Below are 14693 nucleotides of genomic sequence, written 5' to 3' on the forward strand. Positions count from 1 at the left end.
TCGGCCATGAGAGGGAAAGGAGGGTGGGGGTTTCGTGACGGGCTGGTTGCCGGAGAGAGAGGCTCCCCGGCGTCCGTCATGGAGACCCTGACATGGCCACTGCCACGCAGAAAATCACCCTGTCGTCCTCGCGCGACATCCCCTTCAACAAGCTGGTGCTCAGCCAGTCCAACGTCCGGCGGGTGAAGGCCGGCATCTCGGTCCAGGAACTGGCCGAGTCCATCGCCCGCCGCGGGCTGATCCAGTCCCTGCATGTCCGGCCCGAGCTCGACGCCGAGGGGCAGGAAACCGGCCTCTTCGAAGTGCCGGCTGGCGGCCGCCGCTATCGTGCGCTGGAGCTTTTGGTCAAACAGAAGCGCCTCAACAAGACCACGCCGGTGCCCTGTATCGTCTCGGACGCCGGAGACGACATCCTGATCGACGAGGTCTCGCTGGCCGAGAATATCGAGCGCGCGCCGCTGCATCCGCTCGACCAGTTCCGCGCCTTCCAGGTCCTTCGTGAGAAGGGCATGAGCGAGGAGGAAATCGCCGCCGCCTTCTTCGTCGACGCCAGGGTCGTGAAGCAGCGTCTGCGTCTGGTCTCGGTCTCGCCGGCGCTGCTCGGGACCTATGCCGAGGACGGCATGACGCTGGAACAGCTCATGGCCTTCACAATCTCCGACGACCATGCCCGGCAGGAACAGGTCTGGGCGGCGATCAAGGACAGCTGGCAGAAGGAGCCTTACACGATCCGGCGTATGCTGACCGAGACCACGGTGCGGGCCTCCGACAAGCGGGTGCTCTTCGTCGGCATCGAGGCCTATGAGGTGTCCGTCGTCATATAAAATGGGACATCAGAGCGGCTTGAGCATTGGAGGCTCTGGCTCGTTTGTATGATTGATTATGCTGCTTGTTTTTGATGTTGCAAGCGGCGTTGTCGGATTGTCTGTTTCTTGATCTTTGCCCTTTCCCTTAGAATGGCTTTGTCTCGCCCGAAGTAGACGTCGGCCGGTGTGACGTTGTTTAGGCTCTCGTGGTAGCGTTGGTTGTTGTAGTAATCGACGAAGGCCCCTATTTGGCGTTCGAGATCACCGGGTAGGTAGTAGTTCTCGAGCAGAACCCTGTTCTTCATGGTCTGGTGCCAGCGTTCGATCTTGCCTTGGGTCTGCGGGTGGAATGGCGCGCCGCGGACATGCGTCATTTTCTGATCCTCCAACCACTTGGCCAGATCGGCTGAGATGTAGCATGAGCCGTTGTCGCTGAGCAGACGTGGCTTGTGCCGCACAATGGCCTGGTCGCAGCCTGATGCTGTCAGAGCCAGTTCAATCGTGTCTGTCACATCTTCGGCCCGCATATTTGTGCAGAGCTTCCAGGCGATGATGTAGCGGCTGTAATCGTCCAGGATCGTGCTGAGATAATACCAACCCCAGCCAATGATCTTGAAGTAGGTGAAGTCAGTCTGCCACATCTCGTTGATTGCCGTCGTTTTGTCTGTGAACTCATCAGCGGCCTTGATCACCACGTAGTCCGGTGCGGTGATTAGATCAGCCGCTTTCAAAATACGGTAAGCCGATGACTCAGAGATAAAATACCGCTTCTCATCGGTGTATTTGACGGCAAGTTCCCGTGTGGTCAGGGCCTCATGTTCCAATCAGGTCATCACGACGGACATTAGGAATGCGGTTCCAGACCGATCCTGGGCGTGGGGACCTATCAGCCAGCCCATCCAGGCCAAAGTCGACATAGAGATCATACCATCGATAGAATGTTGTGCGTGGGATACCCAGCATGTCGAGGGTCTGCTTGACTGGCAGATGTGACCCCTCAACGGTGCGGATAATCTCAAGCTTCTCAGATGCAGGGTACCTCATTCCGCGAACTCCCCAGCCCCTGTCATGCTTTTTTTGAGCAGACGGTTTTCAAGGGTCAGATCAGCGACGCATTCTTTCAGGGCCAAAGCCTCAGAACGCAAATCCTTTACCTCAGGCGATGTGGCCTGTCGCGCCGTGTCGCCAGATAACCGGCGCTTGCCAGCTTCGAGAAATTCCTTCGACCAGCTATAATACAGGCTTTCAGCAATACCCTCCCTGCGGCATAGCACCGAGATGCTTTCCTCGCCGCGCAGGCCTGCCAATACAATGCGGATCTTTTCTTCAGATGAATAGGTTTGCCGCGTCTTGCGGCGGATGTTCTTAACCACCTTTTCGGCGGCGTCTTTCGACGTCTGGGGTTTCTTTGTCATCTCGATCTCCTAATCGATAAGATGAACCAGAAATCCTTCCTTATTCAAATCCACAAATCTGTGCCATGGGTGCTGACGTCAGACAGGGCGGGGCGGGGCCGCATCCCGTGGTCGCCAGTGCTGCCCGCGAGTTGCTCAACAAATCCGAGAATGAACGCTCGGGTGTGCTGTCGACGGCGATGTCTTTCCTTGGGCTCTATCGCGACCCTGTCGTCGCTCAGGTCACGCGCCGCTGCGACTGGCGGATCGGTGACATTGTCGGGGGAGTGCACCCCGTCACGCTGTATCTCGTGGTGCCGCCATCTGACATCAATCGCACCAAGCCGCTCATCCGCCTGATCCTCAACCAAATCGGCCGACGCCTGACCGAAGACCTGCAGGGCAAGGATGATCGGCATCGGCTGCTTTTGATGCTCGACGAGTTCCCGGCGCTTGGCCGGTTGGATTTCTTCGAGAGCGCGCTGGCCTTCATGGCGGGCTACGGGCTGAAGAGCTTCCTCATCGCCCAGTCGCTGAACCAGATCGAGAAGGCCTACGGCCCGAATAATTCGATCCTCGACAATTGCCACGTCCGGGTGAGCTTCGCGACCAATGATGAGCGCACGGCCAAGCGGGTATCCGACGCTCTCGGCACGGCCACCGAGATGAAGGCGATGAAGAACTATGCCGGTCACCGTCTGGCGCCCTGGCTCAGCCATCTCATGGTGTCCCGATCGGAGACCGCGCGGGCGTTGCTCACCCCCGGCGAAATCATGCAACTGCCGCCTTCAGAAGAGATCGTCATGGCGGCCGGCACACCACCGATCCGCGCGACAAAAGCACGGTATTACGAAGATGAGCGGTTCATCGAGCGGGTCTTGCCGCCACCCGACTTGGTGGATGTGGGCGCCTCAGGGGAGGATGACTGGAGCAGTCTGGCAGTTCCAGTGCAGGACGACGAGCAAGAGCGAGTATCCGAGATGGGAGCGAGGGACGAGGACCCGACCGCGTCGGAGCGCCGTCTTCAGCCGGAGCTGGCGCAGCCTCAGCCGATCGACAGGCAGTCCCCCTTTGAGAACGAGTTTGAATTCGACCCACCCGACGATGAAGAAGATGGCGCCATCCGCAATCGCCGCATCCAGCAGCAGATGCGCGGTGTCGCGCGGCAGGTCTCCCTCAACCCCGATGACGGCATGGAGCTTTGACTATGACATCGAGCCGCAAGAAGACCAAGATCTCGGTCTATCTCGATCCTGAGGTCATGCAGATGCTGGCGGAGTTTGCCGCCCGGCGCGACAGATCCCAATCGATGGTGGCCGAGGCCGCGATCGCATCCTTCCTGTCCCCGGATGACGCAGAGCGCCGCGAGGCGGTTCTGGCCCGACGCCTGGATCAGATCGACAGACGGATCACCCGGCTGGAGCGCGATGTCGGCATCTCCGTCGAAAGCCTGGCTGTGTTCATCCGTTTCTGGCTTGCGACCACGCCGGCTTTGCCGGAACCCGCAGCCAAGGCGGCGCGGGCAAAGGCTGGGGACCGCTACGAGGCGTTTATCTCAGCTCTCGGTCGGCGCCTCGCCCAGGGGCCGAAGCTGCGGCAGGAGGTGTCGGAGGATGTGGATGGGGGGGCAGGTGGCTGAAAAGATGTCACCTGTCTCAGCCGCAGACGTCGGAACTGTAGCCGTGATCACCGTGTCCGGGTTGATCGGCCCTGAGCGGCTGGTCGGCCTCGACCTATGCTGCATGGCCGCATCCCCGGAAGCCGACATTCGACTGGTGCCGCAGCGAAGCCCCGGCCATGATGGACACTCGACGTTGGGCGGACCCGTTGATGCATAATCACCTTTCCATTCGCGATTGCATTTCTTGCGTATACTTGGTGAAGCTTGAGTACGAGGAGTGCCCATTGGATTTGTTCAGCTTGGCGAAGCGCGTCTTGTCGATCCGGGTCTGTAGATAGGTACAAAGATCAGCGAAAGCCGACATCGGAAGCAGCTTCCACTGCGCTCCGAATTTATGCTCAATGTTCTTGGATATCGCGCCATAGCTGAACTTGGATGCTCGTGTGGGTTCTTTGGAGGCGAACTCGTTGTAGCGGCTGATCAGGTGCTGAATGTAGCGGCTGGCATTCTGATCGGCACCGATTGTACCCGCCGCGGGATGAACGTGAACAGCTTTGCGAGATGTACTTACATTTATCGTTCTGCCCACGATGGCCCCAGGACTATCAACCACGATATTCCCGCTGTTGTTGGTGATCTCAACCACACGTTTCGCGTTCAGCAGCAGCTTCGCAAATATGGCGTCGCTTGCCTGCTCGGGCCGGCCAAATCGCGTTTCCTGAACCGCCTTCATTTCCTCGAGCACCTCGACCGAGTAGATGTCTGGCTCTGTGTCGATAATCTTGTGGTGCCGTCGGCATAGGAGGATCAGGTTTTCAAAAGCATGCCTCTCCTGTTCTGTCTGGGATGCCCCATATCTCGGACCGCCTTTGCTTTGCGCCCGCACATGGCAGATTTCGCCAGTGATTGTGCCCTCCGTCTCGACAATCGGTGACGGGCAATCGGGAAACGCGCATGCATTTCCCGATAGAGCAAACAATCTGCGAACTGTCTTTTCCGATGGTCCCGACAATTTCCCTCCTGAGCCCCTATGCGCCGGGCCTAGTCAGTTACAGTTGTAATGTGGCAGCGCTCGCAATGATCTGGGACATTCCCAGGAATGAAACCCATCACCGCATATCAAGCCGAGGACTGCAACCGGCTGCGCGCCTCTGGATTGCCGAGGGCGTTTTACTACTCGGGGTGACGCCTCGATGAAATCGGGAAATCGGGGTTCTCGGCGTCATACCAGTCTCGGATCGCTCGAGTGATATTTGATAGTGCGAAGCCACGACTGATCCTGAAATCCAGGCATGCAAACTCCTCGGTGATCGTTGCAGCATCCTCGCCCTGAGGGGTGAACTCATAGCGTCCGTCCTCTTTCCCGTATTCGGCATTCGGGTCGTAATCAGTCACCTGCCATCGACCGATCAGTTCACCGTCTCTGGTGACCACCTCGCCCGCCGCTAAGTTGAGATCGTAGCCGCTGTCTGACCACTCGTCGTGGCCAATGAAGTTTATGGGGAATATCAGGTTCATGCACAGCATGATGCAGGCCACTCCGTTTCACGCAAGAAAAATCATGAGGCGATTACATGGTCCTGAACATCGATACACTGACCCTCGGCCGCATGTGTCGGACAAAAGGCGTCACTCTACATGTCCGCGTCTCGCTCAGTTGCGCCATCCGCACCCGCATCGCCTGCTGGCGGATCGGTCTGGTCGGGCGCGTGATCAATACTCTGCGGGATAGAGATCCGGCGCTAAGGGCGCCGAGTGTCATCGGTGAACGGAAGAGTTGCTTTTGACGTGACCCCGGCCGGGCTGGTGCACGACCCTAGTCCCGCACTCAAGCTGCCAGGATCTGAGCCAGGACACCGGCTCGTCCATGCGCGGCGGGGTACCCCGTCCGCCTCGCAAGCGAGCTAGCCATCGTCGAGTTGGGCATGGTCCGATCAGCATTCCGAGCAACGTGCCGTAGCATAACAAACGACCGTTCGATGGTCTCGTTTAAATTGAACCCTAGCCTGGCGAGGTCGGCCCATTTCAAAGATGCAGCTCCCAAACAGCCACAGAGCCCTAAAGGCAACGACTGCATGCTGCCTGCTGAAATCAAATGGCTGGCTCACGTAGCCCAGTCTGGCAGGATGTCAGTTCGTATCGGATCTCCTCGGAGGTCCGCTCGATAGACCTCGGGAAAGTAGGACATCGCTTCTGAAATGGTCGGGTCTACGACACTGAGCTGGGGATGCCTCAAAGCATCTCTCATTTTATCCCAGACTGTTGCGCGTATTTGGCCGAATGCACGAGTTCGCGTCAGCATGTCATTGATAATCTGTGCGCGGCACTGACCGTCTTGAGAGTTCAGGTAGGCGTTTAAGAGTCCCGAGATGTTCTCCTGCCTGTTCAAAAAGTTCACCCACCTGCCGTCTGCCTCTGCCCATATCGAGAACATAACTCGCAGAAGCCGGTCGAAATCGCTGTCACGCTCGCCGGTCACAGGGTGAACTATAGCGGACGACCAGTTGCTCTTGGTCCTGATCAGCTCACCGATCAGGCTTTCTCGTCTCAGTGACGCCTCTCGGAACACCGCAGGTGTTGCCACGTCCTTAAATAGGGGATGGCGGTCTGAACGATATTCAAGATCGTCGAGGCTAATAAGCCTTCGCTCCATCCCAGTGTCTGCTTGCCAAACCGCCCAAAGGCAGAGTGTTTGGCGTTCCAGTGAGGCCGCCACTGCGCTGTCGTCGAGGACGAAAAGATTCCCCCCTGCCTCTTGTGCGATGTCAGCGGTAAATGCACGAGTGACACGATCGAACGTATACCACGGAACTAACCAAATAAGGTGAATGCCCTGGGAGAGATAATACTTGCTACGGGCGACCACCTCCGTCGCCAAACTCGGTGCGAGCTGCACCTCGACAGCAAATTTCCCTAGATCGTCGAGGTTGAACCTCACATCTGGCCATCTGCCCCTGCCTCCGCCGTTGGGAGGAAGGTAGCCATCGACTACACCGGATCCTAGCTCATATCGAGGATCTAGGCTGATCAGTTCCAACACCTGATTGCACATGCTCTTGTGGAGAGGTGATTCCTGATTCCCGGCGTAGATTGATGCCCTTACATCGTCCGGATTACGGCCCCCATCTTCGCCCCACGGGCAGGACAGACCACCTCCCTTGTAATGAGCGAAGTGTGGGATACGCTCAGTAGATGTGGCAGCCTTGACATGCGCCGGTTCATTGCATCCAAGGCAAAATGCCAATGGCTCAGGCTTGGCGTGATTGATCCTGGTTCGAATGTCTTGCCAGTCTTGGCTCTGCAGGCCCGCCTGCCTGACCTCGTCGTAAACGCCAAGTCCGAGCACACGCGCTTTCCTAACTGGCATTTTCTTCCCTCCATCAATGCCGTAAGAGAGTTCAACAGAGGAGCTCAGCCTACTGCAAGGACTACGTGATTATCCAAGGCCGGCCTCCGCGATGAAGGGGGTTGGCTTATTTCTCCAGTGAGACTGATCAGACGCAACGACGAGGACGCGTTTAGCCCGGGTTAGTCCAACATAAAACAGCCGCCGTGCTTCGTCATAGGCATCTTGCGTCGATGTCGAGAAATGCGGGATACTGCCGTTGTTCATACAAATCAGAGCGACACCGTCAAATTCGCGTCCCTTGGAATTATGTAGCGTTATTAATTTGAGCGCATGTTCGGGATTGGCGAATAGGCCCATGTCGGAGATGAGTAGGTTCGCTAGATCGACTTTGTTGGCATGCATATCTGAAAGCATCTCTTCCGCAGAATCGATCAACGGCTGTTTGGCAGCACGAGGCAGCCATTCTTCTCGTTCGAGATAGTTTCCGGCCGAGAGAGCGACGGCGCGCAGCCAAGCGACACCGCCAGGGTGACGTTCGGCGAGTTCGCGAGCGAGGTAGATCAGACCAAGCGCGAGCCGGCGACCCTGATAACTGAACATGTCGTAACGCGAGTTTCCAGTGAGATCACCGATCAGGCGAAACAGCGCCCGCTCAACACCTGGCAGTCCGAGGTAGTTGCCAGCTTCGGCGCATGCCCCAAGCTGCTCGGCAAGTCCAGCGAGCAGCCGGCGTCGTCTATAAGGTCGAGCGCCCGGGCCAAACACCGGCACATCGAATTCGCGAAGGGCACGGGCTACAGGTATGAGATGCGTCCACCATGGCGCAAGGATTGCGGCCTTTCCCAGAGGAATGCCGGCGTTCTGCAGGCTGGGCAAGAAGTGTTCTGTGATGGCATCGATCGGCCGACCGACATTGACATAGTTCACCTGCGCAGGGAACTGAGCCGCATCGCCCGCCGACTGCATCCTTGGAACAGTCGGGATGAGAGTCGCTGCCGTGGTGACGATCGCCGGCCCGCATCGGAAATTGCCGGTCAGCGCTATATCGCGGTGCGCATTGATCTGGTCTCCGAACTGCTCTGCCAGTTCGGGGCGGGCGCCGGTAAAGCGCATGATCGACTGGTTCTGGTCACCGACAAGGAAGAAGCGGGTGTGGAGAAAACGCTGGAGTGCCCCGAAGATGGCGATCTGAATATCAGTGGTGTCCTGAAATTCGTCGACTAGCAGCCACCCGAAGCGGCTCGATATGCCGCGTCCCACGAACGGGTGCTGCTCGAGTATTTTCCACGAGTAGTAGAGGATCATCGCAAAATCGAGATAGCCGTGGGCGCGCACCCTCTCCCAATATAGAAGGGCAGAATTGGTAGTGACGATCCCAATCTCGATTCCTTGGCCGCAAGGATGGCCATTCACATCGATACGCAGTGATTCATAGTCATCGAAAACCTGGCCCGCAGGCTTGCGCCCGAAGGTGTCCTCAACGGCCGTGATGATTTGCTCGAACAGACTGTTCTCGCGGGAGAGCACTTGGAAGCGGGTCGGCACCTCGGGAATAAGCCAGCCGTAGGGACGCAGGATGAACTGCAGGCAGAAGACGTGGATCGTAGATATTTCGCAGCGATCAGAGATCGCGCTGTTGCCATATTTGCGCAGCCGGGCTTCGATCTCGTCGACCGCAGCGTTGGTATAGGTGATGCATCCGATGAACTGTGGCGTGCCGACTAGTTGATCCGCCAATGTCAGCAGCTTTGCGAGGATGACGCGTGTCTTGCCACTACCAGGACAGGCAGTCAGTAGAAGATTATCGTCATGCTCGACCGCTTCGCGTTGTTCTGGTGTCAATGGGATCATTCGGTAAGCCACTCGTAGGCATGCTCAATGTAGACAGGCAGGTCGGTAGTGTCTGACGTCAGCACCCATGGCACAGATTTGTGGATTTGAATAAGGAAGGATTTCTGGTTCATCTTATCGATTAGGAGATCGAGATGACAAAGAAACCCCAGACGTCGAAAGACGCCGCCGAAAAGGTGGTTAAGAACATCCGCCGCAAGACGCGGCAAACCTATTCATCTGAAGAAAAGATCCGCATTGTATTGGCAGGCCTGCGCGGCGAGGAAAGCATCTCGGTGCTATGCCGCAGGGAGGGTATTGCTGAAAGCCTGTATTATAGCTGGTCGAAGGAATTTCTCGAAGCTGGCAAGCGCCGGTTATCTGGCGACACGGCGCGACAGGCCACATCGCCTGAGGTAAAGGATTTGCGTTCTGAGGCTTTGGCCCTGAAAGAATGCGTCGCTGATCTGACCCTTGAAAACCGTCTGCTCAAAAAAAGCATGACAGGGGCTGGGGAGTTCGCGGAATGAGGTACCCTGCATCTGAGAAGCTTGAGATTATCCGCACCGTTGAGGGGTCACATCTGCCAGTCAAGCAGACCCTCGACATGCTGGGTATCCCACGCACAACATTCTATCGATGGTATGATCTCTATGTCGACTTTGGCCTGGATGGGCTGGCTGATAGGTCCCCACGCCCAGGATCGGTCTGGAACCGCATTCCTAATGTCCGTCGTGATGACCTGATTGGAACATGAGGCCCTGACCACACGGGAACTTGCCGTCAAATACACCGATGAGAAGCGGTATTTTATCTCTGAGTCATCGGCTTACCGTATTTTGAAAGCGGCTGATCTAATCACCGCACCGGACTACGTGGTGATCAAGGCCGCTGATGAGTTCACAGACAAAACGACGGCAATCAACGAGATGTGGCAGACTGACTTCACCTACTTCAAGATCATTGGCTGGGGTTGGTATTATCTCAGCACGATCCTGGACGATTACAGCCGCTACATCATCGCCTGGAAGCTCTGCACAAATATGCGGGCCGAAGATGTGACAGACACGATTGAACTGGCTCTGACAGCATCAGGCTGCGACCAGGCCATTGTGCGGCACAAGCCACGTCTGCTCAGCGACAACGGCTCATGCTACATCTCAGCCGATCTGGCCAAGTGGTTGGAGGATCAGAAAATGACGCATGTCCGCGGCGCGCCATTCCACCCGCAGACCCAAGGCAAGATCGAACGCTGGCACCAGACCATGAAGAACAGGGTTCTGCTCGAGAACTACTACCTACCCGGTGATCTCGAACGCCAAATAGGGGCCTTCGTCGATTACTACAACAACCAACGCTACCACGAGAGCCTAAACAACGTCACACCGGCCGACGTCTACTTCGGGCGAGACAAAGCCATTCTAAGGGAAAGGGCAAAGATCAAGAAACAGACAATCCGACAACGCCGCTTGCAACATCAAAAACAAGCAGCATAATCAATCATACAAACGAGCCAGAGCCTCCAATGCTCAAGCCGCTCTGATGTCCCATTTTATATGACGACGGACAACACGTGCCCTGTAACTGTGACTTCCATCCTTGCGTTTGCGTGTGGTGATCGAGCCCATGATGGTCTCCCCATTTGGTCCACGAAATTGTATTTGGTCCACGGGACCAAATCCAGTGTCAAAATCGACGAATTTGGTCCATAATGAGCGGAAACGAGACGAACTGTAGGTGCCTGCAAGTGACGGAAAAGAATAAAAAACTAGATATTTCAATGGCCTCTCGCCTGTCCGTTGCGCCGATGATGGAGTGGACGGATCGCCATTGTCGGCTGTTCCATCGCCAGTTCAGCTCCCACGCCCTGTTGTACACCGAGATGGTCACTGCCCGCGCGTTGACACATGGGGACCCCGAGCGGTTGATCGGCAAGTCCGAGGCCGAGGGCCACGTCGCGCTGCAATTGGGTGGATCCGAGCCGGAGGTGCTGGCAAAGGCCGTGAAGATTGCGGAGCCGTTCGGTTATTCGGAAATCAACCTGAACTGTGGCTGCCCGTCTGACCGGGTGCAGTCCGGTGCCTTCGGCGCGTGCCTGATGCGCGATCCGGGGCTGGTTGCGGATTGCGTTTCTGCCATGAAGGACGCGGCACAGTCTTCTGAAATCACTGTCAAATGTCGGATCGGCGTGGATGAACAGGAACCGCGCGAGATTCTGCCGGACTTTCTGTCGCGCGTCTCGGCTTCCGGGGTCGATCACTTCATCATCCATGCTCGCAAGGCGTGGTTGCAGGGGCTCAGTCCCAAGGAAAACCGCGATATCCCGCCGCTGGATCACGCTCTGGTGGTCGAAATGAAGGGCTTGTTTCCTGCTTTAGAAATCGTCGTGAACGGCGGGATCATGTCGCTGGAGGAAGCGCTGCCGCATCTCGATGCGGGACTGGATGGAGTGATGATCGGACGCGCCGCCTATCATGATCCTTGCGCCGTGCTAGCCGATGCGGATGCAAGAGTTTTCGGCATGGACAGCCCGCGCACCGATCCGTCAGACGCTGTGCGGGCGATGTATCCGCATATCGAGGCGGAACTGACCCGTGGCACCCGCCTGAATCAGATCACACGGCATATGCTTGGTGCCTTTACCGGGCAGCCCGGTGCGCGGGCGTGGCGTCGCGTGCTCAGCGAGGGGGCGCACCTGCCGGCTGCCGGTCCCGACCTGATCGAGCAGGCGTTGAGCCATGTGGAGCGCCGCGCCGCCTGACCGAACCCTCACGTTCGAAGGAAGATCAGGCGGTTTCCAGCGAGCTGACCAGTCCGGCGAAGAACGCGGCGCCATCCGTGCCGCCCAATGCGGGATCGTTCAGACGCTCGGGATGCGGCATCATGCCCAGAACACGGCGGTTCTCGCTCAAAATTCCGGCAATATCGTTGAGCGATCCGTTGGGATTTCCCTCATAGGTGAACGCAACGCGATCCTCGCCGGTCAGGCGGTCCAGCGTTTGCGCATCGGCGATGAAGTTGCCGTCGTGGTGGGCGATTGTATAGGTCGCGGTTTCTCCCAAAGCCGCGGTAAAGGCGCTGTCATGGGTCGCGACCCGCAGGGCCTGCGGCTTGCAGATATATTTCAGCCCGGAATTGCGCATCAGCGCCCCTGGCAGCAGGCCCGCCTCGATCAGGATTTGGAAGCCGTTGCACACGCCCAGCACCAGCCCACCGCGCAGCGCGAAATCCACGACCGCGTTCATCACCGGCGCCCGTGCCGCAATGGCCCCACAGCGCAGGTAATCCCCGAAGGAGAAGCCGCCCGGCACGACGACCAGGTCCAGTCCGTCGGGCAGGGTGGTGTCCTTGTGCCAAACGCCGAGTGGTGCCTGACCTGTCGCCTGCTGCAGCGCCACGTGCATGTCACGGTCGCAATTCGATCCGGGAAAGGTGATGACAGCGGCTTTCATGGCAGTTCCTCAACTCGTGAAATCGGTGATGACGGTAGCGGACGTGGCAGTGCGCATCTCAGATCACCGTGACGGTAAAGTTTTCGATGACCTGATTGGACAGCAGCTTCTCCGCCATCTGGGCGGCCTGAGTTTTCGCCAGATCGGCATCTTCCGTGGCCAGATCCAGCTCGATCACCTTGCCCTGCCGCACGCCCTGAACTCCGTCGAAGCCCAGAGCACCCAGCGCGTGCCGAACCGCCTCACCCTGAGGGTCCAGAACGCCGGGTTTCAGCGTGATGTCTACGCGAACTTTCATGTGTTTTCAGCCCTGTCCAAGAGTTTCTTGCCTGTTACGATCACGATGCCGCCGCCGATCCACAGCAACGATCCGATCACGACCGGCGCCGGCATCATGCCGAAGAACGTCCAGGCGAAGCTGATGCACATCAGGTACAGTCCGGCCAGAAGGGCCGTTGCCGGATGTGACAGGATCGCCAGGACGCGTGCCATCAATGCACCAATTTCGGTCCCGAGGAGGACCCGTTCTGGCGTGGCATCACGCCCAGACGTTTGGCGACCTCGGTATAGGCTTCGCTCAGATCGCCCAGACCCCGCCGGAACACGTCCTTGTCCAGTTTCTGCCCGGATTCCACATCCCACAGGCGGCACGAATCTGGGCTGATCTCATCAGCGACGATCAGACGCTGGAAATCGCCCTCGAACACGCGGCCGATCTCGATCTTGAAATCCACCAGCTTGATCCCGACGCCCATCATCATGCCGGACATGAAATCGTTGACCCGCAGGCCCAGCGAAACCATGTCGTCCAGATCCTGTTGGGTGGCCCAGCCGAAGGCGATGATATGTTCCTCAGACACGATCGGATCGTTCAGCTCGTCGTTCTTGAGGTAGAACTCGATGATCGGGCGTGGCAGCTGCGTGCCCTCCTCGATGCCGAGGCGCTTGCTCATGGAGCCTGCGGCGACGTTGCGTACAACGACCTCCAGCGGGATCATCTCGACCGCGCGGACCAGTTGTTCGCGCATGTTGAGCCGCTTGATGAAGTGGGTCGGCACGCCGATGCTCGCCAGACCAGTCATGAAATGTTCGGACAGGCGGTTGTTCAGCACGCCCTTGCCCTCGATCAGTTCATGCTTTTCACCGTTTCCAGCAGTTGTATCGTCCTTGAAGAACTGGATCAGGGTCCCCGGCTCCGGTCCTTCGTAGAGGATCTTAGCCTTGCCTTCGTAAATCATTCTGCGGCGCGCCATAACACTCTCCGAACCAGTTTCGAGGCGGTGATCCGCCTATGTCGGCGGGTCTTAGCGCCGTTGGGCGCAATGGGCAAGGATTCGAGCGGAAACCCTTGCCGGATAACCACCCGATCGCCACCTATCGTGCATACGCAACACATCCCGGAGTCACGAAGATGACAAGTTTCGAAGAGCGCCGCGCCACGTTCGAGGCCAAGTTCGCCCATGACAGCGAAATGAAGTTCAAGGCCGAGATGCGCCGCAATCGCCTGTTGGCTGAGTGGGCCGGGCAAAAGCTGGGCTATGATGCGGAGCGGACCGCCACCTATGTTAAGGAGGTCATCAAGGCCGATTTCACCGAAGCCGGTGATGATGATGTCTATCGCAAGCTGCACGCCGATCTGGGCGACCGCGTCAGTGAGGCGGAGCTGCGCGCCCGTATGGTACAGGCGGATGCCGAGGCAAAGGTCCAGTTGCTGGACGAGGCCTGATCCACCGCCTGCGAATGAGGGCGTCAGACGGCGGTTACCGCCATGACGCCCTCAGCGGGAGAGACGCTTCGCGTTTGCGCTGGTCTTGGCCGCGACGGGTTTCAGGGCAGCCTCCATCATGGCGGAGGGACCGTGCCCCCTCGCCATTGCCACGGCCGCTCCCTGAAGCCCCGTAACCATCGCGACGGGCTTTTCCATGATCATGGCGGTCGCTTCGACCTGCGTCAGATTTCCCTGCATGAACAAGGCCATGCGGCTTGCGATTGTCTGCGCGGCGGATATGCCGATCTTGTGTTGAAGGTGTGCAAGTCGTGCGTAGCCCCAAGGGTCGAAGGCAGGGGTTCTCATGATCGTAATCCTTATGTTGCAGTGCATGATATATGCTGAGCGTGCAAAGAGTCGATCTTATTATGTTTCCGGGATCCTGCCCTGGCCGGCGAAAAGCGGATAAGTCGAATCGCTATCTGGTCTGATGCCAAGAGGCAAAGTTTGCAGGGCAGCCCGGTGGCCGCCCC

General features: G+C 57.9%; 12 protein-coding genes and 4 pseudogenes. 6 read left to right on the top strand and 10 right to left on the bottom strand.

Annotated features, from left to right (window positions below; translation table 11 throughout):
- Positions 1–92 precede the first annotated feature (92 nt).
- Positions 93–812, top strand: a pseudogene (locus G8E03_RS10235) (ParB/RepB/Spo0J family partition protein); the annotation flags it as partial.
- A 68-nt stretch (positions 813–880) separates the two neighbouring features.
- Here G8E03_RS10235 and G8E03_RS10240 read toward each other — a convergent pair.
- Positions 881–2221: pseudogene (locus tag G8E03_RS10240) on the bottom strand (IS3 family transposase).
- An 86-nt stretch (positions 2222–2307) separates the two neighbouring features.
- On the opposite strand from G8E03_RS10240, the pseudogene G8E03_RS10245 reads away from it, so the two are divergent.
- Both G8E03_RS10245 and G8E03_RS10250 read left to right on the top strand, forming a co-directional pair.
- Positions 2308–3405 (top strand): annotated as a pseudogene (locus G8E03_RS10245) (type IV secretory system conjugative DNA transfer family protein); the annotation flags it as partial.
- Between the two features lie 2 nt (positions 3406–3407).
- Positions 3408–3839, top strand: coding sequence for a CopG family transcriptional regulator (locus tag G8E03_RS10250; RefSeq protein WP_166191284.1), 432 nt, complete (start codon positions 3408–3410; stop codon positions 3837–3839).
- A 199-nt stretch (positions 3840–4038) separates the two neighbouring features.
- On the opposite strand, the gene G8E03_RS10255 is transcribed toward G8E03_RS10250, so the two are convergent.
- The 4 genes from G8E03_RS10255 to G8E03_RS10270 all read right to left on the bottom strand — a co-directional run bounded on the left by G8E03_RS10255 (position 4039) and on the right by G8E03_RS10270 (position 9021).
- Positions 4039–4833 carry an HNH endonuclease signature motif containing protein gene (locus G8E03_RS10255; RefSeq protein ID WP_166191286.1) on the bottom strand — a complete coding sequence of 265 codons (795 nt, stop codon included), beginning with the start codon at positions 4831–4833 and terminating at the stop codon, positions 4039–4041.
- Between the two features lie 161 nt (positions 4834–4994).
- On the bottom strand, positions 4995–5339 hold the full coding sequence (locus G8E03_RS10260) for a hypothetical protein (protein WP_166194105.1): 345 nt from the start codon (positions 5337–5339) through the stop codon (positions 4995–4997).
- A gap of 586 nt (positions 5340–5925) precedes the next feature.
- Positions 5926–7167 (bottom strand): competence protein CoiA family protein, encoded by a 1242-nt coding sequence (locus G8E03_RS10265; protein ID WP_166191288.1) that lies wholly within the window; start codon positions 7165–7167, stop codon positions 5926–5928.
- 90 nt (positions 7168–7257) lie between these two features.
- Positions 7258–9021 (bottom strand): UvrD-helicase domain-containing protein, encoded by a 1764-nt coding sequence (locus tag G8E03_RS10270; protein WP_166191290.1) that lies wholly within the window; start codon positions 9019–9021, stop codon positions 7258–7260.
- Between the two features lie 134 nt (positions 9022–9155).
- On the opposite strand from G8E03_RS10270, the pseudogene G8E03_RS10275 reads away from it, so the two are divergent.
- Together G8E03_RS10275 and dusA are read left to right on the top strand one after the other, a co-directional pair.
- A pseudogene (locus G8E03_RS10275) lies at positions 9156–10496 on the top strand (IS3 family transposase).
- Between the two features lie 284 nt (positions 10497–10780).
- Positions 10781–11761: a tRNA dihydrouridine(20/20a) synthase DusA gene (gene dusA, locus G8E03_RS10280; RefSeq protein WP_240910328.1), complete on the top strand. Its 981-nt coding sequence runs from the start codon at positions 10781–10783 to the stop codon at positions 11759–11761.
- Between the two features lie 25 nt (positions 11762–11786).
- On the opposite strand, the gene purQ is transcribed toward dusA, so the two are convergent.
- The 4 genes from purQ to purC are packed head-to-tail and all read right to left on the bottom strand — an operon-like array spanning position 11787 to position 13705.
- Entirely contained in the window at positions 11787–12452 is a 666-nt protein-coding gene (gene purQ / locus G8E03_RS10285) for a phosphoribosylformylglycinamidine synthase subunit PurQ (RefSeq protein WP_166191294.1), read from the bottom strand.
- A 58-nt stretch (positions 12453–12510) separates the two neighbouring features.
- A complete protein-coding gene (gene purS / locus G8E03_RS10290; RefSeq protein WP_166191296.1) occupies positions 12511–12750 on the bottom strand; it encodes a phosphoribosylformylglycinamidine synthase subunit PurS in 240 nt (79 codons plus the stop codon).
- Complete coding sequence (locus G8E03_RS10295) at positions 12747–12944, bottom strand: hypothetical protein (RefSeq protein ID WP_166191298.1); 198 nt, start codon at positions 12942–12944, stop codon at positions 12747–12749. The genes purS and G8E03_RS10295 overlap by 4 nt, the downstream gene beginning before the upstream one ends.
- Positions 12944–13705, bottom strand: coding sequence for a phosphoribosylaminoimidazolesuccinocarboxamide synthase (purC, locus tag G8E03_RS10300; RefSeq protein ID WP_166191300.1), 762 nt, complete (start codon positions 13703–13705; stop codon positions 12944–12946). The genes G8E03_RS10295 and purC overlap by 1 nt, the downstream gene beginning before the upstream one ends.
- A 158-nt stretch (positions 13706–13863) precedes the next feature.
- Between purC and G8E03_RS10305 the strand changes: the two genes are divergently transcribed.
- The gene (locus G8E03_RS10305; RefSeq protein ID WP_166191302.1) at positions 13864–14178 is read left to right on the top strand and encodes a DUF1476 domain-containing protein; all 315 of its coding nucleotides are present in this window, start codon (positions 13864–13866) and stop codon (positions 14176–14178) included.
- Positions 14179–14229: 51 nt separating this feature from the next.
- Here G8E03_RS10305 and G8E03_RS10310 read toward each other — a convergent pair whose 3' ends face one another.
- Positions 14230–14526 carry a hypothetical protein gene (locus G8E03_RS10310; RefSeq protein WP_166191304.1) on the bottom strand — a complete coding sequence of 99 codons (297 nt, stop codon included), beginning with the start codon at positions 14524–14526 and terminating at the stop codon, positions 14230–14232.
- Positions 14527–14693: the final 167 nt, after the last annotated feature.

The organism is Pontivivens nitratireducens, from assembly GCF_011290545.1.
In the GTDB taxonomy this organism is placed as follows: domain Bacteria; phylum Pseudomonadota; class Alphaproteobacteria; order Rhodobacterales; family Rhodobacteraceae; genus Pontivivens; species Pontivivens nitratireducens.